The 20,846-nt window shown below is 61.6% G+C and carries 18 protein-coding genes; 6 read left to right on the forward strand and 12 right to left on the reverse strand.

What is annotated here, in order from left to right; genetic code table 11:
• Positions 1–58: 58 nt before the first annotated feature.
• Positions 59–1,243, reverse strand: coding sequence for a thiolase family protein (locus PSH57_RS20590; protein ID WP_305385185.1), 1,185 nt, complete (start codon positions 1,241–1,243; stop codon positions 59–61).
• Between the two features lie 106 nt (positions 1,244–1,349).
• The gene (pap, locus tag PSH57_RS20595; RefSeq protein ID WP_305385187.1) at positions 1,350–2,870 is read right to left on the reverse strand and encodes a polyphosphate:AMP phosphotransferase; all 1,521 of its coding nucleotides are present in this window, start codon (positions 2,868–2,870) and stop codon (positions 1,350–1,352) included.
• Positions 2,871–3,021: 151 nt separating this feature from the next.
• Here pap and mnmC point away from each other — a divergent pair, with 151 nt between their 5' ends.
• From mnmC to PSH57_RS20620, 5 genes are all read left to right on the forward strand, one after another.
• Entirely contained in the window at positions 3,022–5,010 is a 1,989-nt protein-coding gene (mnmC, locus tag PSH57_RS20600) for a bifunctional tRNA (5-methylaminomethyl-2-thiouridine)(34)-methyltransferase MnmC2/FAD-dependent 5-carboxymethylaminomethyl-2-thiouridine(34) oxidoreductase MnmC1 (RefSeq protein ID WP_305385189.1), read from the forward strand.
• A gap of 317 nt (positions 5,011–5,327) precedes the next feature.
• Positions 5,328–7,100: an N-acetylglutaminylglutamine amidotransferase gene (locus tag PSH57_RS20605; RefSeq protein WP_305416051.1), complete on the forward strand. Its 1,773-nt coding sequence runs from the start codon at positions 5,328–5,330 to the stop codon at positions 7,098–7,100.
• A gap of 3 nt (positions 7,101–7,103) precedes the next feature.
• On the forward strand, positions 7,104–8,840 hold the full coding sequence (ngg, locus tag PSH57_RS20610) for an N-acetylglutaminylglutamine synthetase (RefSeq protein WP_305444733.1): 1,737 nt from the start codon (positions 7,104–7,106) through the stop codon (positions 8,838–8,840).
• 187 nt (positions 8,841–9,027) lie between these two features.
• On the forward strand, positions 9,028–10,218 hold the full coding sequence (locus PSH57_RS20615; RefSeq protein WP_047226286.1) for an osmoprotectant NAGGN system M42 family peptidase: 1,191 nt from the start codon (positions 9,028–9,030) through the stop codon (positions 10,216–10,218).
• Positions 10,219–10,457: 239 nt separating this feature from the next.
• Entirely contained in the window at positions 10,458–10,685 is a 228-nt protein-coding gene (locus tag PSH57_RS20620) for a YheU family protein (protein ID WP_305385193.1), read from the forward strand.
• Here the strand turns inward: PSH57_RS20620 and csrA are convergent.
• The 3 genes from csrA to PSH57_RS20635 all read right to left on the reverse strand — a co-directional run bounded on the left by csrA (position 10,674) and on the right by PSH57_RS20635 (position 12,231).
• A complete protein-coding gene (gene csrA, locus PSH57_RS20625) occupies positions 10,674–10,874 on the reverse strand; it encodes a carbon storage regulator CsrA (RefSeq protein WP_256231474.1) in 201 nt (66 codons plus the stop codon). The two genes, PSH57_RS20620 and csrA, sit on opposite strands and share 12 nt — an antisense overlap.
• Before the next feature lie 151 nt (positions 10,875–11,025).
• The gene (locus tag PSH57_RS20630) at positions 11,026–11,358 is read right to left on the reverse strand and encodes a YnfA family protein (RefSeq protein WP_305385196.1); all 333 of its coding nucleotides are present in this window, start codon (positions 11,356–11,358) and stop codon (positions 11,026–11,028) included.
• A 57-nt stretch (positions 11,359–11,415) separates the two neighbouring features.
• Positions 11,416–12,231: an SDR family oxidoreductase gene (locus tag PSH57_RS20635; protein WP_305385198.1), complete on the reverse strand. Its 816-nt coding sequence runs from the start codon at positions 12,229–12,231 to the stop codon at positions 11,416–11,418.
• A 366-nt stretch (positions 12,232–12,597) separates the two neighbouring features.
• On the opposite strand from PSH57_RS20635, the gene PSH57_RS20640 reads away from it, so the two are divergent.
• A complete protein-coding gene (locus PSH57_RS20640; protein ID WP_305385200.1) occupies positions 12,598–12,750 on the forward strand; it encodes a DUF3309 family protein in 153 nt (50 codons plus the stop codon).
• A gap of 59 nt (positions 12,751–12,809) precedes the next feature.
• On the opposite strand, the gene PSH57_RS20645 is transcribed toward PSH57_RS20640, so the two are convergent.
• The 7 genes from PSH57_RS20645 to PSH57_RS20675 form a co-directional block, all read right to left on the reverse strand.
• On the reverse strand, positions 12,810–14,903 hold the full coding sequence (locus PSH57_RS20645; protein ID WP_305385201.1) for an LTA synthase family protein: 2,094 nt from the start codon (positions 14,901–14,903) through the stop codon (positions 12,810–12,812).
• A gap of 291 nt (positions 14,904–15,194) precedes the next feature.
• Positions 15,195–16,070, reverse strand: coding sequence for a polyamine aminopropyltransferase (gene speE / locus PSH57_RS20650; protein ID WP_305385203.1), 876 nt, complete (start codon positions 16,068–16,070; stop codon positions 15,195–15,197).
• Between the two features lie 169 nt (positions 16,071–16,239).
• Complete coding sequence (locus tag PSH57_RS20655; protein ID WP_305416055.1) at positions 16,240–16,647, reverse strand: hypothetical protein; 408 nt, start codon at positions 16,645–16,647, stop codon at positions 16,240–16,242.
• Positions 16,648–16,661: 14 nt separating this feature from the next.
• The gene (gene ccmI / locus PSH57_RS20660; protein ID WP_305416057.1) at positions 16,662–17,864 is read right to left on the reverse strand and encodes a c-type cytochrome biogenesis protein CcmI; all 1,203 of its coding nucleotides are present in this window, start codon (positions 17,862–17,864) and stop codon (positions 16,662–16,664) included.
• On the reverse strand, positions 17,857–18,330 hold the full coding sequence (locus PSH57_RS20665; RefSeq protein WP_305385205.1) for a cytochrome c-type biogenesis protein: 474 nt from the start codon (positions 18,328–18,330) through the stop codon (positions 17,857–17,859). The genes ccmI and PSH57_RS20665 overlap by 8 nt, the downstream gene beginning before the upstream one ends.
• Positions 18,327–18,863: a DsbE family thiol:disulfide interchange protein gene (locus PSH57_RS20670; RefSeq protein ID WP_047226276.1), complete on the reverse strand. Its 537-nt coding sequence runs from the start codon at positions 18,861–18,863 to the stop codon at positions 18,327–18,329. The genes PSH57_RS20665 and PSH57_RS20670 overlap by 4 nt, the downstream gene beginning before the upstream one ends.
• Complete coding sequence (locus tag PSH57_RS20675) at positions 18,860–20,845, reverse strand: heme lyase CcmF/NrfE family subunit (RefSeq protein ID WP_305385208.1); 1,986 nt, start codon at positions 20,843–20,845, stop codon at positions 18,860–18,862. The genes PSH57_RS20670 and PSH57_RS20675 overlap by 4 nt, the downstream gene beginning before the upstream one ends.
• Position 20,846 lies beyond the last annotated feature (1 nt).

The following is a 20,846-nucleotide window of genomic DNA, read 5'->3' on the forward strand; positions in this document are numbered from 1 at the left end:
CCAGCGGGGATAAATCCCCTCGCCACAAGTAATCATCTCGCTAACTGTCAGCGCCCGGTTATCTCACCGCCTCGAACAACCCCGTAGCCCCCATCCCGCCTCCCACGCACATGGTCACGATGCCGTAGCGCAGGCTGCGTCGTTGCAGCTCTCGCACCAGATGCCCGACCTGGCGCGAACCGGTCATGCCGAACGGGTGGCCGATGGAAATCGAACCGCCATTGACGTTGTACTTCTCGTTATCGATTTCCAGCCGATTGCGGCTGTAGAGGCATTGGGACGCGAACGCTTCATTGAGCTCCCACAGGTCGATATCAGCGATCTGCAAGCCCTTGGCCTTGAGCAGTTTTGGCACCGAAAACACCGGACCAATGCCCATTTCGTCCGGTTCGCAACCGGCCACGGTAAAGCCACGGAAAAACGCCTTGGGCTTGAGCCCCAGGGCCAGGGCTTTTTCCAGGCTCATCACCAGGGTCATCGAGGCCCCGTCTGACAACTGCGACGAGTTACCCGCCGTCACCGAACCGTCTTCAGCGAACACCGGTTTCAGGCCCGCCAGGCTTTCATAGGTGGTGTCGGGGCGGTTGCAATCGTCGCGATCGACCACGCCCTCGAGCATCTGCACCGCACCGCTGTTCTTGTCCTCGACCTTGTACTTGACCGCCATCGGCACGATCTCGTCGTCGAACAGCCCGGCGGCCTGGGCCTGGGCAGTGCGTTGCTGGCTCTGCAAGGCGTAGCGGTCCTGTTCTTCACGGCTGACCTGATAACGGCGAGCGACAATCTCGGCGGTCTGGCCCATGGGAAAATAAATCCCCGGCACTTGCTCCTTGAGCAGCGGGTTGATCAGGTGATCGGTGTTGACGCTTTTCATCGTCAGGCTGATGGATTCCACGCCACCGGCAACGATGATATCGCTGCAACCGGAGGCAATCTGGTTGGCGGCGATGGCGATGGCTTGCAGGCCCGAGGAACAGAAGCGGTTGAGGGTCATGCCGGCGGTGCCGATGCCCAATTGCGAAAGCACCGCCACGTTACGACCGATGTTATAGCCCTGGGCGCCCTCGTTGGAACCGGCGCCGACGATGCAGTCCTCGACGCTGGCCGGATCGATCCCGTTGCGCGCCAACAATGCATCGACACAATGGGCCGCCATGTCGTCCGGACGGGTCATGTTGAACTTGCCGCGAAAGGATTTGGCCAGGCCGGTCCGCACACTGTCGACGATCACCACTTCACGCATGGCTGTACCTCAATTGTTGTTGTCGGTTAGGAGTGAATCGAGCATAAATCCACTGCATAACCGACCGCGACGATCATTCACCCCGCGTATGCGTTCCCATCGCCCACTACTTGCCCTTCTTCGCTTTGCGCGCCTGTTTCGCTGAGCGCTCGAAGGCCTCCTCCAGCGCTTCATTGAGCGTGCGCAACACCTTGACCCGCGCCCAGCGTTTGTCGTTGGCTTCTATCAGCGTCCAGGGAGAAATCTCAGTACTGGTGCGGTCAACCATGTCGCACACCGCCGCCCGGTAGTCATCCCATTTGTCACGGTTGCGCCAGTCGTCTTCGGTGATCTTGAAGCGTTTGAAAGGAATTTCCTCGCGTTCCTGGAAGCGCTCCAGTTGAGTCTCCTTGTCGATGGCCAGCCAGAACTTGACGACCACGACTCCGGCATCGGCAATCTGCTCCTCGAAATCGTTGATCTCGCTGTAGGCCCGCAGCCAGTCGGCCTTGCTGCAAAAGCCTTCGACCCGCTCCACCAGCACCCGGCCATACCAGGAGCGATCGAACACGGTGAACTTGCCCCGCGCCGGGATATGCCGCCAGAATCGCCACATGTAGGGATGGGCGCGCTCTTCTTCGGTGGGCGCGGCAATCGGCACGATGCTGTACTGACGCGGATCAAGCGCTGCCGCGACCCGCCGGATGGCTCCACCCTTGCCCGCCGCATCGTTACCTTCAAACACCGCCACCAGGGCGTGGCGGCGCATGCGTTTGTCGCGCAGCAGCCCGGAAAACCGCGCCTGCTCGGTGATCAGCTGTTCTTCGTAATCAGCCTTGTCCAGGCGCAGGGTCATGTCCAGGCTGTCCAACAGCGTGACCTGGTCGTCCAGCGGCGGCAGTGGCGCCACATTGACCCTTTCCGCCTTGATCCTTGATCGGTGCAAGGCCTGGCGCATCCCGTCAAGCAGGATCCGTCCGACCGTAAGGCTTCGATAGTAACTGTCCGCGCCTTCGATCACATGCCACGGGGCGTAGTCGCGACTGGTACGGCGCAGTACACGCTCACCGTATTTGACGAACTTGTCGTAGGTCTGGGACTGCTGCCAGTCCAGCGGGCTGATGCGCCAGCTGTGCAGCGGGTCGTCCTTGAGCCCCTTGAGCCGGGCTTTCATCTGTTTCTTGGACAGGTGGAACCAGAACTTGAAGATCAGCGCGCCTTCGTCGCAGAGCATTTTCTCTAACCGTTCAGCCCCATTGATGGCCTGGTCGAGCCGTGGGTCCTTGATCTGGCCATGAACGCGTCCCTGCAGCATCTGGCTGTACCAGTTGCCAAAGAAAATCCCCATGCGCCCCTTGGCCGGCAGCATCCGCCAATAGCGCCAGGCCGGTGGCCGCGCCAGTTCCTCGTCGGTCTGTTGATCGAAGGTACGCACCTCGATCAGCCGCGGGTCCATCCACTCGTTGAGCAATTTCACCGTTTCGCCCTTGCCCGCGCCTTCGATGCCGTTGATCAGCACAATGACCGGAAAACGACTCTGCTGGTGCAGCTCGTACTGGGCTTCGAGCAACGCCTCACGCAGTGCCGGCACTTCGGCGTCATAAGTATCTTTATCGACGACGTGACCGATTTCAGCGGATTCGAACATGGACAGCTCCTTCCAGGGAATGGGGCAAGACTAGCGGATTGGACGCGAGCCGGTGCAGCAGATTCCATCCAGACGAGCGCTGTATTGCGATGGGTCAAGCAAGCCAAGACCGATCGGCTAGAATGGCCTCCCAGTTTTGACCGAGCCTGCCATGACACCCGTACAGCACCACGCCCAACTCGACTGGGACGATCAGGGTCGCCCGCGCTCGCGGGTGTTCGACGATGTGTATTTTTCCGACCAGTCGGGTCTGGAAGAAACTCGCTACGTGTTCCTTGAACAGAACAACCTGGCCGAGCGTTTTGCCGCGCTGCCGGACGACGGGCGATTGGTGATCGGTGAAACCGGGTTCGGCACCGGGCTGAATTTTCTCTGCGCCTGGCAGTTGTTCGAGCAATGCGCACCGGCCGGGGCGCGGCTGCACTTTGTCAGTGTCGAGAAATTCCCCTTGAGCCCGCCCGACCTGCGCCGGGCACTGGATTTGTGGCCGCCACTCAAGCTTCAGGCGGATCAACTGCTTGCGCAGTACGTCGCAATCCATCAGGGCTTCCAGCGCCTGACGCTGGCGGGTGGCCGGGTCACGCTGACTTTGTTGATCGGCGACGCCCTGGAGCAATTGCCGCAACTGGATGCGCAAATCGATGCGTGGTTCCTGGACGGTTTCGCGCCGGCGAAAAATCCCGAGATGTGGACCGCCGAGCTGTTTGCCGAACTGGCGCGCCTGGCCGCCCCCGGCGCGACCCTCAGCACCTTCACCAGCACCGGCTGGGTGCGACGGTTGTTGAACGCGGCAGGCTTCAAGATGAAACGCACGCAGGGCATCGGCCATAAATGGGAAATCCTTCGCGGGGTCTTTCTCGGCTGGCCGCAGCTGACACCCGCACCGCCCCCGGTAAAACCCTGGTACGCCCGCCCCGCTGCGCACAGCGGCGAGCGTCGGGCCTTGGTGATCGGCGGCGGCCTGGCCGGTTGCGCCAGCGCGGCGAGCCTGGCGGCACGTGGCTGGCAGGTGACGCTGCTGGAACGGCATGCCGGGTTGGCCGAAGAAGCGTCCGGCAACCCGCAGGGCGTGCTGTATCTCAAGCTTTCGGCCCATGGCACGGCGTTGTCGCAGATGATCCTCAGCGGTTTCGGTTACACCCGGCGCCTGCTCGAACATCTGCAGCGAGGTGTTGACTGGGACGGCTGCGGTGTCTTGCAACTGGCCTTCAGCGACAAGGAAGCCGAGCGCCAGGCGCAATTGGCCGAGGCCTTTGCCGAGGATTTGCTGCATGCCCTGGATCAGCCCCAGGCCGAGGCGCGGTCCGGCATCGGCCTGGCCTGTGGCGGTCTGTTTTACCCGCAGGGCGGTTGGGTACATCCGCCCGCGCTGTGCCGCTGGCAGGCATCCGCTCCCAAGGTTGAGGTGCAAACCCACCATGAAGTCCTAAAGCTGCGCCGCGTCGACGGCCAGTGGCAGGCCTGGGACGGCGAGCGTTGCCTGGCGAGCGCACCGGTAGTGATCCTCGCCAGCGCCGCCGAGATCAAACGCTTCGACGCGGCCGCCGAGTTGCCCCTCAAGCGCATTCGCGGGCAAATCACCCGCCTGTCGCAAACCACCCACAGCCAGGCACTGCGCACGGTGGTCTGCGCCGAAGGCTACGTGGCTCCGGCACGGTTGGGCGAGCACACCCTGGGGGCCAGTTTCGATTTCAAGAACGACGACCTGACCCCCACCGCCGCCGAGCACGCCGGCAACCTGCAGATGCTGGAGCAAATCTCCACTGATCTGGTAGAGCGCCTGAACGCCAGCACCCTGGACCCGGAACACCTTCAAGGCCGCGCGGCGTTTCGTTGCACCAGCCCGGATTATTTGCCGATTGTCGGCCCCTTGGCTGAGAGTCCGGCCTTCACCCAGGCGTACTCGGCGCTGAACAAGGACGCCCGCCAGGTGCCGGACTGTCCATGTCCCTGGCTCGACGGCTTGTACATCAACAGCGGCCACGGTTCGCGGGGTCTGATCACCGCGCCATTGTCGGGCGAGTTAATTGCCGCCTGGCTGGACAACGAACCTTTGCCCCTGCCCCGAAGCGTGGCCGAGGCCTGCCATCCGAACCGGTTTGCGTTGCGGGCGTTGGTTCGGGGCAAGGCTCAGGGATAGGGAGGATCAGCAACCTGTGGCGAGGGGATTTATCCCCGCTGGGCTGCAAAGCAGCCCAAGATAGTGAGTCCACACTGTTGGCCTTATACACCGTGGTGTCAGGTTTTAGGACTGCTTCGCAGTCCAGCGGGGATAAATCCCCTCGCCACAAATATGCGTTCGGCTGACGTCGGAACCTTAACCCATCGGCCCCTACCTCACCTGCTTATAACGCATTGATCTAAAACTCACGCTAATCCCATCGGTCAGTTTCAAAGTACCCGCCATTTTGGCGTATGCTATTTGACCCTCCCCAACGGAAAAACCGGTAAGGACCTATGTGCGGATTAGCTGGAGAGTTACGTTTCGATCAACAACCTGCGGACCTTGCGGCCGTAGAGCGAATCACCCATCACCTGGCCCCTCGCGGCCCCGACGCGTGGGGTTTCCACAGTCAGGGCCCCATTGCCCTGGGCCATCGGCGCCTGAAAATCATGGACCTGTCCGACGGCTCGGCCCAGCCGATGATCGACAATCAACTGGGCCTGTCCCTGGCCTTCAACGGCGCGATCTACAACTACCCTGAATTGCGCGCCGAGCTGGAAGGCCTGGGCTACGCCTTCTATTCCGGTGGCGACACCGAAGTGCTGCTCAAGGGCTACCATGCCTGGGGCGAAGCGCTGTTACCCAAGCTCAACGGCATGTTCGCCTTCGCCATCTGGGAGCGCGACGCCAAGCGGCTGTTCATCGCTCGCGACCGTCTCGGTGTCAAGCCGCTGTACCTGTCGCGTACCGGCCAGCGCCTGCGCTTTGCCTCGGCGTTGCCGGCGCTGCTCAAGGGCGGTGACATCAGCCCGATGCTCGACCCGGTGGCGCTGAACCATTACCTGAATTTCCATGCCGTCGTCCCTGCGCCCCGCACTTTGCTGGCCGGCGTTGAAAAGCTGCCGCCCGCCACCTGGATGCGGGTCGAAGCCGACGGCACCACCGAGCAAAAAACCTGGTGGACCCTGCCCTACGGCCCACGGGCCGATGAGCAAAACCTGGACCTGCAAGACTGGATCGATCGCGTACTCGACAGCACCCGCGAAGCGGTCGCCATTCGTCAGCGTGCCGCCGTGGAAGTGGGCGTACTGCTTTCCGGCGGTGTGGACTCGAGCATGCTGGTGGGCCTGCTGCGGGAGGTCGGAGTGGAAAACCTCTCCACATTCTCCATCGGCTTCCAGGATGCCGGTGGCGAGCGCGGTGACGAGTTCCAGTATTCGGATCTGATCGCCAAGCACTACGGCACTCACCACCACCAGTTACGCATCGACGAAAAGGAAATCATCGAACAACTGCCGGCGGCGTTTCGGGCCATGAGCGAGCCGATGGTCAGTCATGACTGCATCGCTTTCTACCTGCTGTCGCGGGAAGTGTCCAAGCATTGCAAAGTGGTGCAAAGCGGCCAGGGCGCCGATGAACTGTTCGCCGGTTACCACTGGTACCCACAGGTGGACGGTGCCAGTGACCCGTACGCGGCCTATCGCGCCGCATTCTTCGATCGCAGCTACGAGGAATATGCCGCTACCGTGCAGCCCAAATGGCTGACGGCCAACGACGCGGCCGGCGACTTCGTCAAGGAACACTTCGCCCAGCCAGGCGCCGACGCCGCGGTAGACAAGGCCCTGCGCCTGGACAGCACCGTGATGCTGGTGGACGACCCAGTCAAGCGCGTCGACAACATGACCATGGCTTGGGGCCTGGAAGCGCGCACGCCGTTCCTGGACTACCGACTGGTGGAACTCTCGGCGCGGGTCCCGGCGAAATTCAAGCTGCCCGACGGCGGCAAACAGGTCCTGAAGGAAGCCGCTCGACGGGTGATTCCCGGCGAGGTCATCGACCGTAAAAAAGGCTATTTCCCTGTACCGGGTCTCAAGCATCTGGAAGGCAACACCTTGGCCTGGGTCCGCGAACTGCTGCTGGACCCGAGCCAGGATCGCGGCCTGTTCAACCCGGCGATGCTGGATCGACTGCTGACCGACCCCAACGGCCAGCTCACCCCGTTGCGCGGCTCAAGGCTGTGGCAACTGGCGGCGCTGAACCTGTGGCTCAGCGAGCAAGGAATCTGATCGATGAAACCCCACAACCAACGCCTGCTGCGGGGCCAGGCGCCCTCCTACGAACGCCTGCAGGCACGCTTGGCCGAAGACGGCAGCGAATTGGGCGCCGACCCGATCGCGGTGCACTGCGGCTGGGGCCGATTGCTGATCGGCCACACCTTCCCGGACCCGACGAGCCTGGCCCAAGAGTTGCTCAATGAACAATCCGGCGAGCGTGACATTGCCTTGTACGTCGCCGCGCCCCAGCAAATACTCGGGCTGGAGCCGGCGCAGCTGTTTCTCGATCCATCCGACACCTTGCGCCTGTGGTTCAGCGACTATCGCCAGTCCACCCGGGTATTTCGCGGTTTCCGGATTCGCCGGGCCCAGAGCGACGCCGACTGGCAGTCGATCAACCTGCTGTATCAGGCCCGGGGCATGCTACCCATCGATCCACAACGGCTCACGCCGCGCCATGAGGGCGGGCCGGTCTATTGGCTGGCCGAAGATGATGACACCGGCGCGGTGATCGGCAGCGTCATGGGCCTGAATCACCAGAAAGCCTTCAACGACCCGGAAAACGGCAGCAGCCTCTGGTGCCTGGCCGTGGATCCGCAGTGTTCGCGGCCCGGTGTCGGTGAGGTCCTGGTACGCCACCTCATCGAACACTTCATGAGCCGTGGCCTGAGTTACCTGGACCTTTCGGTGCTGCACGACAATCGCCTGGCGAAAAGTCTCTACGCCAAACTCGGGTTTCGAAATCTTTCGACGTTCGCCATCAAACGCAAAAATTGCATCAACCAGCCGCTGTTCCTCGGGCCAGGCCCCGAGGCGCAGTTCAATCCTTATGCGCGCATCATTGTCGAAGAGGCTCACCGTCGGGGCATCGAAGTCCAGGTAGACGACGCCGAAGGTGGATTGTTTACCCTGGTCCACGGCAGTCGCCGGGTCCGCTGCCGTGAATCCCTCAGCGACCTGACCAGCGCTATCAGCATGACCCTGTGCCAGAACAAAAGCCTGACCCACAAGGTGCTGAAAAACGCAGGCCTGAACTTGCCGGCCCAACAGTTGGCAGGCAATGCCGATGACAACCTGGCATTTCTCGATGAGCACGAACGTTTGGTGGTCAAGCCTCTGGACGGTGAACAGGGCCAAGGGGTAGCGGTGGATCTGCGCACGATTGAAGAAGTGCAGAGCGCGATTGAAACGGCCCGCCAGTTCGACACTCGGGTGCTGCTGGAAAGCTTCCACGAAGGCCTGGACCTGCGCGTGCTGGTGATCGGCTTTGAAGTGGTGGCGGCGGCGATTCGGCGTCCGGCTGAGGTGATCGGCGACGGTCGGCACACCATCGGTGCGCTGATCGAAGCCCAGAGCCGCCGCCGGCAAGCGGCCACGGGAGGTGAAAGCAAGATTCCGATGGACGCCGAGACCCAACGCACATTGAGCGCGGCAGGCTATGACTACGACAGCGTGCTGCCCGCCGGCAAACACCTGTTCGTACGACGTACGGCGAACCTTCATACGGGCGGCGTGCTGGAAGATGTCACGGGCATCCTCCATCCGACCCTGAGCGAAGCCGCAGTACGCGCCGCGCGAGCGCTGGATATCCCCATGGTTGGCCTCGACCTGTTAGTGCCGGCGGCCGATCAGCCCGAATACGTGTTCATCGAAGCCAACGAACGCGCGGGCCTGGCCAACCACGAACCGCAACCCACTGCCGAACGCTTTGTGGATTTGTTGTTTCCCCATAGTCAGGCTGTGGCTCAATAGGTGTAGTGCCTGGGCGGGCCTCATCGCGAGCAGGCTCGCTCCCACCCGGTGGTATGCACCACCGCAGAAACCCTGTGGGAGCGAACCTGTTCGCGATGGCGGCTTGAAGGACACCAACACTTCATAGGTCGGACACATTCCCTTCCTCATCGAAACCATCGATGCGCTCAATTCATCAGGAGTTTCCATGATCAGCAAAATTCCCGAACCGGATCTCGAATACCTGCAAAAGGTCCTGCTGGAAATGCTCGCCATTCCCAGCCCAACCGGCTTCACCGACACCATCGTGCGCTATGTCGCCGAGCGGCTCGAAGAATTGGGTATCGAGTTTGAAATGACCCGGCGCGGCACGATCCGCGCCACCCTCAAGGGCCGCAAGAGCAGCCCCGATCGGGCCGTGTCGGCTCACCTGGACACCATCGGCGCCTCGGTGCGCGCCATCAAGGACAACGGGCGCCTGACCCTGGCTCCGGTGGGCTGCTGGTCCAGTCGGTTTGCCGAGGGCAGTCGAGTCAGCCTGTTTACGGACACGGGGGTGATCCGCGGCAGCGTACTGCCGTTGATGGCCTCCGGGCATGCATTCAATACAGCCGTAGATGAAATGCCCATCAGTTGGGACCACATCGAACTGCGCCTGGACGCCTACTGCACCACCCGCGCCGATTGCGAAACGCTGGGGGTGGGCATTGGCGACTATGTGGCGTTCGATCCTTTGCCGGAATTCACCGAGAGTGGCCATATCAGCGCTCGGCACCTGGACGATAAAGCCGGGGTCGCGGCGCTGCTGGCGGCGCTCAAGGCGATTGTCGACAGCGGCGAAGAGCTGTTGATCGACTGCCACCCGCTCTTCACCATTACCGAAGAAACCGGCAGCGGCGCGGCGGCGGCTCTGCCTTGGGATGTCAGCGAGTTCGTCGGCATCGATATCGCGCCGGTCGCACCGGGCCAGCACTCGAGCGAACACGCGGTGAGCGTGGCGATGCAGGATTCCGGCGGGCCCTATGACTATCACCTGTCACGGCACTTGCTGAAGCTGGCCAGGGAAAACGAACTGCCGGCGCGCCGCGATCTGTTCCGTTATTACTTCAGCGACGCCCATTCCGCCGTCACCGCCGGCCACGATATCCGCACCGCCCTGCTCGCCTTTGGCTGCGATGCCACCCATGGCTACGAACGCACTCACATCGACAGCCTCGCCGCCCTGAGCCGCCTGCTGGGCGCCTACATCCTCAGCCCACCGGTATTCGCCAGCGACGCCCAACCGGCCCAGGGTTCACTGGACCGCTTCAGCCATCAACTCGAACACGATGCGCAGATGGAAAGCGATACCCGGGTGCCGTCGGTGGACAGCTTGATTGGGCAGCGGTCGGATAACTGAGCCAGGCATCGCGATGCCGGCTGACGGCATACCTGGCTCTCTCGGCGTGTACATAATCCAACTGTGGGAGCGGGCTTGCTCGCGAAGGCGGAGGTACGTTCAGCATTTATGCAAACTGACCCACCGCCTTCGCGAGCAAGCCCGCTCCCACAGGGATTTGCAATGGCCGAAAAAACCACAGGCTAGCCGCAAAAGCCCTTTGGTCGTAGCATCGCGACATTGTCTAGCCGAGGTACCCCATGCTGATCCCCCACGACCAACTCGAAGTCGACACGCTCACTCGCCTGATCGAAGATTTCGTGACCCGCGACGGCACCGACAATGGCGACGACACGCCGCTGGAAACCCGGGTATTGCGGGTCCGGCAGGCCTTGACCAAAGGCCAGGCGATGATCGTCTTCGACCCGGACAGCGAACAGTGCCAGTTGATGCTCAAGCACGACGTGCCCAAGCATCTATTCGACTGAACAGACCTTGCGACTGGCCTGGGCCCTTTTTTTCTGAATTTTTTCGTATATCTCGGAGCGATGAACGTCGATATGCCGTGGCGCTTCCACGCCGAAACGAACAGTGCTGCCGTTGACCGAGAGCACTCGGACGGAAATATCATCACCGATGGAAATCAGTTCACCCACAGCGCGGCTAAGTACGAGCATGGTTCTTGTCCTTAAGAATATCTGGACCTTGACCATGCCCGGCCCGCTTGAGGTTCTCAAGACACCCTCAATAATTCAGTAACGCCCTACAAACAACTCTCTGGCGACTGAAGGAAACTTCCTGCAAAACCCTGTCAGATAGCGAGTTTATTCAGGCGGCCGAGATCCGCGGACCGAACAGAATCACACTCGCGCCCACCACGCAGAGCGCCACACCCACCCAGTCGGAAGCCAGCGGTCGCGCTCGCTCCACCACGGCCAGCCAGCCGATCGAGGCGATGATATAGATACCGCCATAGGCGGCGTAGGCACGACCGGCGTATGTCGCTTCGATGCGGGTGAGCAACAGGGCAAACAGCGTAAGACTCAGCAGCGCCGGCGCGATCCACCAGGCGCTCTTGCCCTGGCGCAGCCACATCCAGAACGCGTAGCAGCCGGCGATTTCAAACAGCGCGGCGAGAAAAAACCAAAAGTAGTTGAGCATGGGAGCGTCCATCAGGAGGGCCGAATGCCGCCATCCTGAGGACGCCGGGCACCCAGGTCAACTCGGGTTCTGTCGGGCCTTGGCGCGCATCTTGTCGGCCATGACGGTCATTTCGTCGTACAGCAACTGCGGATTCTTCTGCTTGATGGCCCAGGCCATGCGCCCTTGCTCGTGGGGCAGGATCATGAACTGGCCTTGGGCGACCTGTTCATAGATGTAGTCGGCAATATCGGCCGCGCTGATCGGCGAGCTTTCCAGCAACTTGCCAACCTGGGCTTTCATCGCCGGCGTCGGGCCGCGGAAGGAGTCCAGCAGGTTGGTCTGGAAAAACGACGGGCACACCACATGCACGCCGACTTCCTGCTGCGCCAGTTCGATCAACAGGCTTTCCGACAGCGCCACCACGCCGGCCTTGGCCACGTTGTAGTTGCTCATGGCCGGGCCCTGCATCAGGGCGGCCATGGAGGCGATGTTGATGATCTTGCCGTGGCTTTTTTCCAGCAACGGCAAGAACGCCTTGCAACCCTTGACCACGCCCATCAAGTTGATCGCGATCTGCCAGTCCCAATCCTCCAGTGACAGCTCGCTGAAGAATCCACCCGAGGCCACACCGGCATTGTTGACGATGATGTCGATGCCACCGAGCTTCTCTTCGCAGGCCTGGGCAAACGCCGTCAGTTGGCTGTAGTCGCGTACGTCGCAGCGCTGGACGAAACCGTCACCGCCAGCGTCACGCACCAACCTGAGGGTTTCCTGAAGGCCCGGTTCACTGACGTCCGACAAGGCCAGGCGCCAGCCTTCGCGGGCCCAGCGCAGCGCGATTTCGCGACCCAGGCCAGAACCGGCACCGGTAATCATCATGCGATTTTGCATAGCAAACAGCCTTGTTGTTCCGGGAGAGATGAGCCGAGTGTAGCGAAGGTCCCCGCCGCACCCACGCTCCATCAGATTGCTGAATGGCGGGGGCAAACCTTAATAGGTTTTGAGGGGAACCACCCAGTTAAACCGCCTGTGGGAGCAAAGCTTGCTCGCGATCGGCGCGACACAGTTCTGGAAGATGGTGTCGTTTGCAGCGCAAGCACGCGTTGCTCCCAAAGACAGGTCTTTCACACCCCAAAAAGACTTTGAATTTTTTACAGGACGTTAAGGTCGTACTTGTTAAGCCGCCCGGATTTAACGCATGCGTGCTGGTAGTTGAAAGTTGCATCACTCCAGAACTGACCAATAAGGAAATCAACAATGGGCACAATACTCATCATTATCCTGATCCTCCTGCTGATCGGTGGCCTGCCGGTCTTCCCGCACTCTAGAAGTTGGGGTTACGGTCCGTCCGGAATCATCGGTGTCATACTGGTAGTGCTGTTGATTCTGCTATTACTGGGCAAGATATGAACCACTAAGTGACAAAAAAAAGAGGCCCGTTAAGGCCTCTTTTTTATGCGCTGCACTGCTCAGTCCGGTACGCCATCCACCACGCCGGCGGTGTTATCCAGCAAGCTTTTGGTGGCGGTCTGCAGAAACGCTTCAAGTTTCAACTTCATTTCGGCGGCGTCCGTTGCGTTTGGGATGAGATCCGCCCGCGGATTGGCACCGAGTTGGTAGCGGTACATCTTCGGCGCCATTTCCTTTTCCTTTGGCAGCACCAGGATTTTGTCGTCGCGAATGATCGCGGTGGTCTGGTCGCTGCCCGACGGTTTGATCACGCCAAAACCACTGTCGCCTGGCGGCAGGTTCAACAGATCGCGGCCCCAGCACTGGTTACGCACTTGCCCGCCAATACGGCCCATGATGGTCGGGACGATATCGACCTGAGTGCCCACGGTGTGGTTGCGCTGGCCGAACTTTTCCTGGATGCCCGGCCCGATCAACAGCATCGGTACGTTGAAACGGCCCAAGTCCATTTCGGTAATCTGGTGCTCGTTACCAAAGCCGTGGTCACCGACGATGACAAACAGCGTTTCCTTGAAATAAGCCTCCTTGCGTGCTTTTTCGAAGAACTGGCCCAGCGCCCAATCGGAATAACGCATGGCAGTCAGATGCGTATTCAGGCTGCCACGGTCGGTGACCGGCTCCACCGGCAACGGTGTCGGCAGCGCATAAGGCGTATGGTTGGACAGGGTTTGCAGCAACGCATAGAACGGCTTGCCGTTTTCCCGTGCCTTGAGTTCGATCAGACTACGGTCGAACATATCCTGGTCGGACACGCCCCAGGTCGGGTCGGAGAATACCGGGTTCACATAATCATTACGCCCGATGAACGTGGTCATGCCCTGGCCGCTGAAGAAACCCGACTGGTTGTCCCAGGCAAAATCGCCGTTGTAGACATACACGTCGTCGTAATCACGGGCACTGAGCAGTTGTGGCAGCCCCGAAAACTTGTGGCTGCCTTCAGGTGTCTGCATCAGGTACTCGAAGCCCGGCAGGTTCGGGAAGCAGGCCATGGTGGCAAACATGCCCTGGTGGGTGTGGGTGCCATTGGAGAAGAAGCGGTCAAACAGCAGACCTTCCTTGGACAGCTTGTCCAGATAAGGCGTGATATTGCCCGGCGCGCCCAGGGCACCGACCGAGTGACCCGCCATGCTTTCCATGAGAATCACCACCACGTTCTTGATCGGCAAAGTCTTGTCGGCGGGTGGCGTGTAGTCGCGACGTACGGCAGCGGTGTCGGCATCGACCAGTTTGTCGTCGGGCATCACCAGCATGTCACGTACCGTCTGCTGGGCCAGCGGCTGCTCGAGGGTGGCTTTCCAGATGTTGTCGCGGTGTTCGGACATCCGGCTCTTGGCCGCGGCCACCAGTGACAACGTGCCATTAAGGCCCAACTGATTGGCGAAGTTCGAATCGGTGGTGTAGACATCACCCCAGCGCAGAGGCGGCCCCTGGCGCAGTGTGCCCCGGGCGGCTCCCACGGCCACGACCAAACAGACCATGAACACCGCGACACGCCCGTACCACGGAGCAACCTGACGTGTGCCGATGGTGCCGCCACTGAACGGTCCGCGCGGTCGGGTGGCGCGGTCGGCGCCCTTGAATGCCATACTGAGGATCAGCGTGCCCACGGCCCACGCCAACAGGTAGCGCACCACCGGAAAACCATACCAGAGCATGCTCATTACGGTTTTCGGGTCTTCCTGCACATACTGGAAGACCAGGCCGTTGAGACGCTGGTGAAACTCGCGATAAAAGTCCATCTCCATCAGGCCGAGGAACAGCGCGATGCTGGTGGTCACGGTCAGCCAGAAACGAAAAAAACCGCGAGCCGCCATCGCCCGTGCGCTGAACAATGCCAGCAGCAGTGGGACACACAGGTAGACCACCAGACGCAGGTCGAAACGCAGACCGTTGACGAACGCTTCAACGAAGGTCGAGGCCGGGGTGTCGAGGATCATTTCGCGGTTGTAGACCAGCAGCGCCACGCGCAACAGGCTGAACATGATCATCATGACCAGCGCACAGAGCAACGTGTAGGACAGGTGTGATTTGACGGTCGGTTGCAGCAGGCGATGCGTGGTGCGTTGCTGACTCAGGGCGTCCGGGATTGCCATGTCGTGTAAGGACCTAATGGGATGGGAGGGCGAATAGAACAACGGCGCGTCCTATGCCAACCATCACCCGGGTCCCTGGGTCTCGCGAGTGCGCGAGCGTTGAATGAATGGCTGGGCATCGCCATTCATTCACCGACAGCAACAAGCGCCGGGATTGTCCGCAAGGTCCTGTGAAAATTTTGTTCAATGAATGTTCGAAAACACAAAAGCCGCGGATTGCCCGATGAGTTTGTGCCGAACCTCACTGTGGTGAAAGGAGCCCCCCTCGCCACAGGTCAGTGTGAGTCCTGATCAGTCGTTACCTGGCTTGTTGATCGCCTGCAAGACGTACTGCGGCATGGCGAACGCGCCGAGGTGAACTTCGGGGTTGTAGTAGCGGGTAACGATGCCGCTGCCAATGAAGCGCTCGCGCAGGGTCTCGCGCGACAGCTTGCGATAGGCGGTATCCGTCGAGCCCCAAGCGAAAGTCATGGCACCGCCAATGTAGGTCGGCACGGCGGCCTGGTAGAAATGCCAGTCGGCAAACAGGCCACGCAGACGCCCGGCGGTGGTTTGTACTTCACCCAGTTGCATGAACGGCGTGCCGTTCTGGGTCACCAGAATGCCGCCTTCGTTCAGGCAGCGGTGACAGGCCTGGTAGAAGTTTTCCGAAAACAACACTTCACCCGGACCGATCGGGTCGGTGGAGTCGGAAATGATGACGTCGAACTTCTCCTGGGTGGAGGAGACGAAACGCATGCCGTCGTCGATCACCAGGTTCAGCCGCGGGTCGTCGTAGGCGCCCTTGGAGTGGTTGGGCAGGAACTCCTTGCACATGTCCACCACGGTGCCGTCGATTTCCACCATGGTGATGTGCTCGACGCCCAGGTGTTTGGTCACCTCACGCAACATGCCGCCGTCGCCACCGCCGATGATCAGCACGCGCTTGGCCGCGCCATGGGCGAGGATCGGTACGTGGGTCAGCATTTCGTGGTAGATGAACTCGTCGGCTTCGGTGGTCTGGATCACGCCATCCAGCGCCATCACCCGGCCCATGCGCGGGTTCTCGAAAATCACCAGGTGCTGGTGCTCGGTGCGCACTTCGTGCAGCAGCTTGTCCATCCGAAAACGCTGGCCGTAGCCTTCGTAGAGGGTTTCCAGGTAGTCGCCGGTCGGGGTAGTCGTCATGGTCAGGTGCTCCGATAAATACGCGGTTGGCCGATGAAGGCGCGCAAAGGCGCGCATTCTACGACGCTGGGCATGACAGGTCGAACCTTGAAGACTCATCACCGGCCAAATTGCGTAGGAGCTGTCGAGCCCAGCCGGGGCTAGCCGGCTCGCCACAGGGTGGTCTCTCTTAGCGGAATTGACGCCCCAACCCCGCCGGAACGCCTTCGATGGTGGTTTCTTCCCACGGCCCGTTCGGGCTGACGGAGCGGCTCCAGCCGTTGCTCCAGCGGTAATAGGTGCGCTGGCGATAGAAGGTGTTGGTGTGGTTGTCCAGCACATAGACCCCAAGTTTGGCGTCCCAGTGGCTATTGCCCCCGGGTGGTGGGGCGAAGCTGGCGGAAGTACGAGGCAGCGGCCTGGCCGGTGTGTTCGGCGTGACAGGCTTGCTTGGGGCGGTCGACGGACCCGGTTTGGTGGCCGGGCCGGAAGACGGGATGGGAGGCAGCGGCGCCGACGGCTGCGGCGGACGCTGGACCGCACAAGCACTCAGGCCCAGGACGAGCGTGAGCAGGGTGATACGAGCGATGGCGGTCATGGTGCGAATTCCTGTTATTTATCCGGGCTGTCGATAGTCAGTTGTTGCTGCGCCGTGGTGCTGCTCGCCAGAGGCTTGCTGCGACCGATCCATTCGCCGGCGGTCGGCTGACCGGCCCGGGAAATGCGCGCCACCAGTTGGACTTCGGGGAAGTTCGACAGTTTCAGTTGCGGCATCATGGCGTCCGCATCGCCCAGCTCCACGGTAACAGGCAGGTCAGCGACCGTCAGACGCTTGGCCGCCAGCGGCGCCGGCGGGCCGGAAGCGGCGCGGGCAAAGATGAACACGCTGTCGCCCGGTTGCACCTTGGCCTTGAGCGCTGGCGCCAGCTCGACGCGCACCTTGAGCAATGCCGCAGCCTTGGTCACTGGCGCCTGGGCGACCTTGCCGCCGCTGGCCTCAAGCTTCTCGGTAGCGCGGCTGATACCGCCCTGCAGCGCCTCACGAGACTTGTCGCCTTCCGGCAGTTCCACCAGCAGACGCCCCCAGTAATCAATGGCCTCCTGATAGCGCTCGCCTTCAAACGCGGCGATTCCCAACAGACCCAGGCTGGTGACTTCCTTGGGATCGAGCTTGAGCGCTTCGTCGGTGAGGGCCTGGACCTTGTCCGACCATTTCTTGCCATCGGCGAAATACTGCGCCTGAGCCCACTGCCCCAATAACTCAGGTTGGCGACCGGCCACCGCCACGGTGCGCTCGAAGACCTTCGCCGCATCCGCCGGTCGGTCCTGCGCCATGTAGGTACGACCGAGGAAATACAGGCCCTCGGCGGAGTCCGGTTGCGCGGCCACTGCGCGTTCCAGGCGCAGGGTCATTTCTTCCATCGACTGCGGCGCCTGGGCGAATTCACGGGTCAGTTCGACCTTGTCGCTGGCGCCGAAATGCAGATACAGCCCCAGGCCCAGCACCGGCACCAGCACGGCGGCGAGCAACGGCAACGGCTTACCCAAGCGAGACTCGCGCGGCGCATCGGCGCCTTCGGTGTCGGCGAGCAGCTCACGAGCGGCTTCGGCGCGGCCGGTGTCCAGTTGCGCGGCGTTCAGCACGCCCTCTTCCTGCTCGGACTGCAACTCGGCGACGCGCTCCTGGTACAGCGCCACGTTGAGTGCGGTACGGTCCTCTTCACGCTGGGCGCGGCGAACACGCAATACGGGGATCAACAGAAAACTCAGGGCAATCAGGAGAAGCAGACCTGCGGCGAGCCAGAAATCAATCATGCTTGGTTTTATCCAACAGTTGGTCGAGGCGCTGGCGCTCTTCGACAGAAAGCGTATCCGGGGCAGCCGTGCGCTGGACCCGACGACGGCGCACAATCACCGCGATGACCACCAAACCACCGAACAACAGTCCGGCGGGGCCAAACCAGAGCAGCGCGGTCTTGGAGGTCAAGGCCGGGTTGTAGCGTACGAACTCACCGTAGCGGTCCACCATGAAATCGATGATCTGCTGGTTGTCCTTGCCCTCGCCGAGCATGCGGAAAATTTCCTTGCGCAGGTCGGCGGCAATCGGCGCGTTGGAATCGGCGATGTCCTGGTTCTGGCACTTGGGGCAGCGCAGTTCCTTGGTCAGTTCACGAAACCGCTCGCGCTCGCCCTCGTTGGCGAATTCGTAGGTGTCGATGGCCGCGTGGGCCACACCAGCCAGGCTCACCCCGAGGATGACGGCTGCTAACCAGCGCTTCATGGTTTGGCCTCATCGACCAGCGCCTGATACTTGGCGGCCAGTTTCTCGCGCCAGACCTGTTCGTCGATCACGCCGACGAACTTGTCGCGGATGACACCCTTGGCGTCGATGAAGAAGGTTTCCGGCGCCCCGTAGACGCCCAGGTTCAGGCCCAGGGAGCCTTCTTCATCGCGGATATCCAGTTGATACGGGTTGTGGAACTCGGCCAGCCACTTCAAGGCATCGGCGTTGACGTCCTTGTAGTTGACGCCGTAGATCACCACGCCGTTCTGGGCCAGTTTGTTCAGTACCGGATGTTCGACCCGGCAGGAAATGCACCAGGTGCCCCAGACATTGACCAGCGCCGGTTTGCCCAGCAGGTCCGCCCGCGTCAGTGTCTTGTCGCCCTGCACCGACGGCAGGGAAAACTCAGGGAACGGCTTGCCGATCATCGCCGACGGTAATTCGGCCGGGTTCAGGTAGAGCCCCCGGTACAAAAACACCGCCATCAACAGAAACAGCGCCAGCGGTAACAGCATCAACCAACGTTTCATGCAGGGGCTCCCGTCATGCCCAGGGTTTCACGCACCCGGGTTTTCACCTTGACTCGATAGCGACGATCCAGTGCCGCCAGCACGCCACCCAGGCCGGTAAGCAGGCCACCGAACCAGATCCAGCGCACGAACGGCTTGACGTGGACCCGCACCGCCCACGCGCCATCACCCAAAGACTCACCCAGCGCCACATAGAGGTCGCGGGTGAAGCCGGCATCGATCCCGGCTTCGGTCATCACCGAATTCTGCACGGTGTAGAGGCGCTTTTCCGGATGCAGCACGGTCACTTGCTGACCGTCGCGCAGCACCCGCACGGTGCCCTTGTCGGAGGTGAAGTTCGGGCCTTCGTAATGTTTGGCACCCTCGAACACGAACTGATAGCCACCCAGATCCATGGACTCCCCGGGTGCCAGACGCAGGTCGCGCTCGGCGCTGTTCTGGCTGGACAGCACCACGCCCAGGGCGCAGACGGCGATACCCAGGTGAGCGAGCTGCATGCCCCAGTAGCTGCGGGTCAGGGTTGGCAGGCCCTTGATCAAGCCCTTGTGGCGGGTCTTGTCGAAGATATCCCTGACGCCGGCCAGCAACACCCAGGCCGCCAGCACGAAGGTCGCCAGCACTGCCCAGTTGAAATCGCCATACGCGATCCCGGCGATGACGGCCAGGGCAGCAGTGCCCAGCAGCACGGGCGTCAACATGCCCATCAGCCATTTGACCGGTGTGTCTTTCCAGCGCACCAGCATGCCGATAGCCATCACCACCATCAGGATCGCCATCAGCGGAATGAACAAGGCATTGAAGTACGGCGGTCCAACCGACAGCTTGGCGCCAGTCAGCGCGTCGAGCACCAGCGGGTACAGCGTGCCCAGCAGGATCATCGACGCCGCGACCACCAGCACCAGGTTGTTGCCCAGTAACAGGGTTTCCCGGGACCAGAGGTTGAAGCCGACCTGGCTTTTCACCACCGGCGCCCGCAAAGCGAACAGTGTCAGCGAGCCGCCGACCACCAACAGCAGGAACATCAGGATGAACACCCCACGCTCAGGGTCGGAGGCAAAGGCATGCACCGACGTCAGCACGCCGGAACGCACCAGGAAGGTTCCCAGCAGGCTCAGGGAGAATGCCGCGATGGCCAGCAGTACCGTCCAGCTTTTGAACACGCCGCGTTTTTCCGTGACGGCCAAGGAGTGAATCAGCGCGGTGCCCACCAGCCAGGGCATGAAGGAGGCGTTTTCCACCGGGTCCCAGAACCACCAGCCACCCCAGCCGAGTTCGTAGTAAGCCCACCACGAACCGAGGGTGATGCCGACTCCGAGGAAAGCCCAGGCGACGATAGTCCAGGGGCGCGACCAGCGCGCCCATGCGGCATCGAGACGACCGCCCAGCAGCGCGGCGATGGCGAACGCGAAGGCCACGGAGAATCCGACGTACCCCATGTAGAGCATCGGCGGGTGAACGATCAGGCCGATGTCCTGCAGCAACGGGTTGAGGTCGCGACCGTCCATCGGCACCTGGGGCAGGATGCGCTCGAACGGATTAGAGGTAACGATCAGGAACAACAGGAAACCGATGCTGATCATCCCCATCACCGCCAGCACCCGGGCCAGCATCACCTGGGGCAACTGCCGGGAGAACACCGAGACCGCGAAGGTCCAGCCGGCTAGGATCAACGCCCAGAGCAACAGAGACCCTTCATGGGCGCCCCACACCGCGCTGAACTTGTAATACCACGGCAAGGCGCTGTTGGAGTTGCCGGCAACGTACGCTACGGAAAAATCATCGGCCATGAACGCGTAGGTCAGGCAACCGAAGGCGAACAACATGAAAGCGAACTGCCCCCACGCCGCCGGCTGGGCCAGGCTCATCCACAAACGATCGCCGCGCCAGGCACCGAGTAAAGGCACCACCGCCTGAACGATGGAGAAACACAAGGCCAGGATCATCGCCAGGTGGCCCAGCTCGGGAATATAGAGACCGGTCATC

It is taken from the genome of Pseudomonas hefeiensis (assembly GCF_030687835.1).
GTDB classification, from domain to species: domain Bacteria; phylum Pseudomonadota; class Gammaproteobacteria; order Pseudomonadales; family Pseudomonadaceae; genus Aquipseudomonas; species Aquipseudomonas hefeiensis.

Excerpts from the sequence above, each read along its gene's own strand:
- PSH57_RS20645 (WP_305385201.1), bottom strand. The coding sequence starts at position 14,903 with ATGGCAATCCCGGACGCCCTGAGTCAGCAACGCACCACGCATCGCCTG.
- pap (WP_305385187.1), bottom strand. The coding sequence starts at position 2,870 with ATGTTCGAATCCGCTGAAATCGGTCACGTCGTCGATAAAGATACTTAT.
- PSH57_RS20590 (WP_305385185.1), bottom strand. The coding sequence starts at position 1,243 with ATGCGTGAAGTGGTGATCGTCGACAGTGTGCGGACCGGCCTGGCCAAA.
- speE (WP_305385203.1), bottom strand. The coding sequence starts at position 16,070 with ATGACGACTACCCCGACCGGCGACTACCTGGAAACCCTCTACGAAGGC.
- mnmC (WP_305385189.1), top strand. The coding sequence starts at position 3,022 with ATGACACCCGTACAGCACCACGCCCAACTCGACTGGGACGATCAGGGT.
- PSH57_RS20675 (WP_305385208.1), bottom strand. The coding sequence starts at position 20,845 with ATGACCGGTCTCTATATTCCCGAGCTGGGCCACCTGGCGATGATCCTG.
- PSH57_RS20620 (WP_305385193.1), top strand. The coding sequence starts at position 10,458 with ATGCTGATCCCCCACGACCAACTCGAAGTCGACACGCTCACTCGCCTG.
- PSH57_RS20670 (WP_047226276.1), bottom strand. The coding sequence starts at position 18,863 with ATGAAACGTTGGTTGATGCTGTTACCGCTGGCGCTGTTTCTGTTGATG.
- ccmI (WP_305416057.1), bottom strand. The coding sequence starts at position 17,864 with ATGATTGATTTCTGGCTCGCCGCAGGTCTGCTTCTCCTGATTGCCCTG.
- PSH57_RS20605 (WP_305416051.1), top strand. The coding sequence starts at position 5,328 with ATGTGCGGATTAGCTGGAGAGTTACGTTTCGATCAACAACCTGCGGAC.
- PSH57_RS20655 (WP_305416055.1), bottom strand. The coding sequence starts at position 16,647 with ATGACCGCCATCGCTCGTATCACCCTGCTCACGCTCGTCCTGGGCCTG.
- csrA (WP_256231474.1), bottom strand. The coding sequence starts at position 10,874 with ATGCTCGTACTTAGCCGCGCTGTGGGTGAACTGATTTCCATCGGTGAT.
- PSH57_RS20630 (WP_305385196.1), bottom strand. The coding sequence starts at position 11,358 with ATGCTCAACTACTTTTGGTTTTTTCTCGCCGCGCTGTTTGAAATCGCC.
- PSH57_RS20635 (WP_305385198.1), bottom strand. The coding sequence starts at position 12,231 with ATGCAAAATCGCATGATGATTACCGGTGCCGGTTCTGGCCTGGGTCGC.
- PSH57_RS20615 (WP_047226286.1), top strand. The coding sequence starts at position 9,028 with ATGATCAGCAAAATTCCCGAACCGGATCTCGAATACCTGCAAAAGGTC.
- PSH57_RS20665 (WP_305385205.1), bottom strand. The coding sequence starts at position 18,330 with ATGAAGCGCTGGTTAGCAGCCGTCATCCTCGGGGTGAGCCTGGCTGGT.
- ngg (WP_305444733.1), top strand. The coding sequence starts at position 7,104 with ATGAAACCCCACAACCAACGCCTGCTGCGGGGCCAGGCGCCCTCCTAC.
- PSH57_RS20640 (WP_305385200.1), top strand. The coding sequence starts at position 12,598 with ATGGGCACAATACTCATCATTATCCTGATCCTCCTGCTGATCGGTGGC.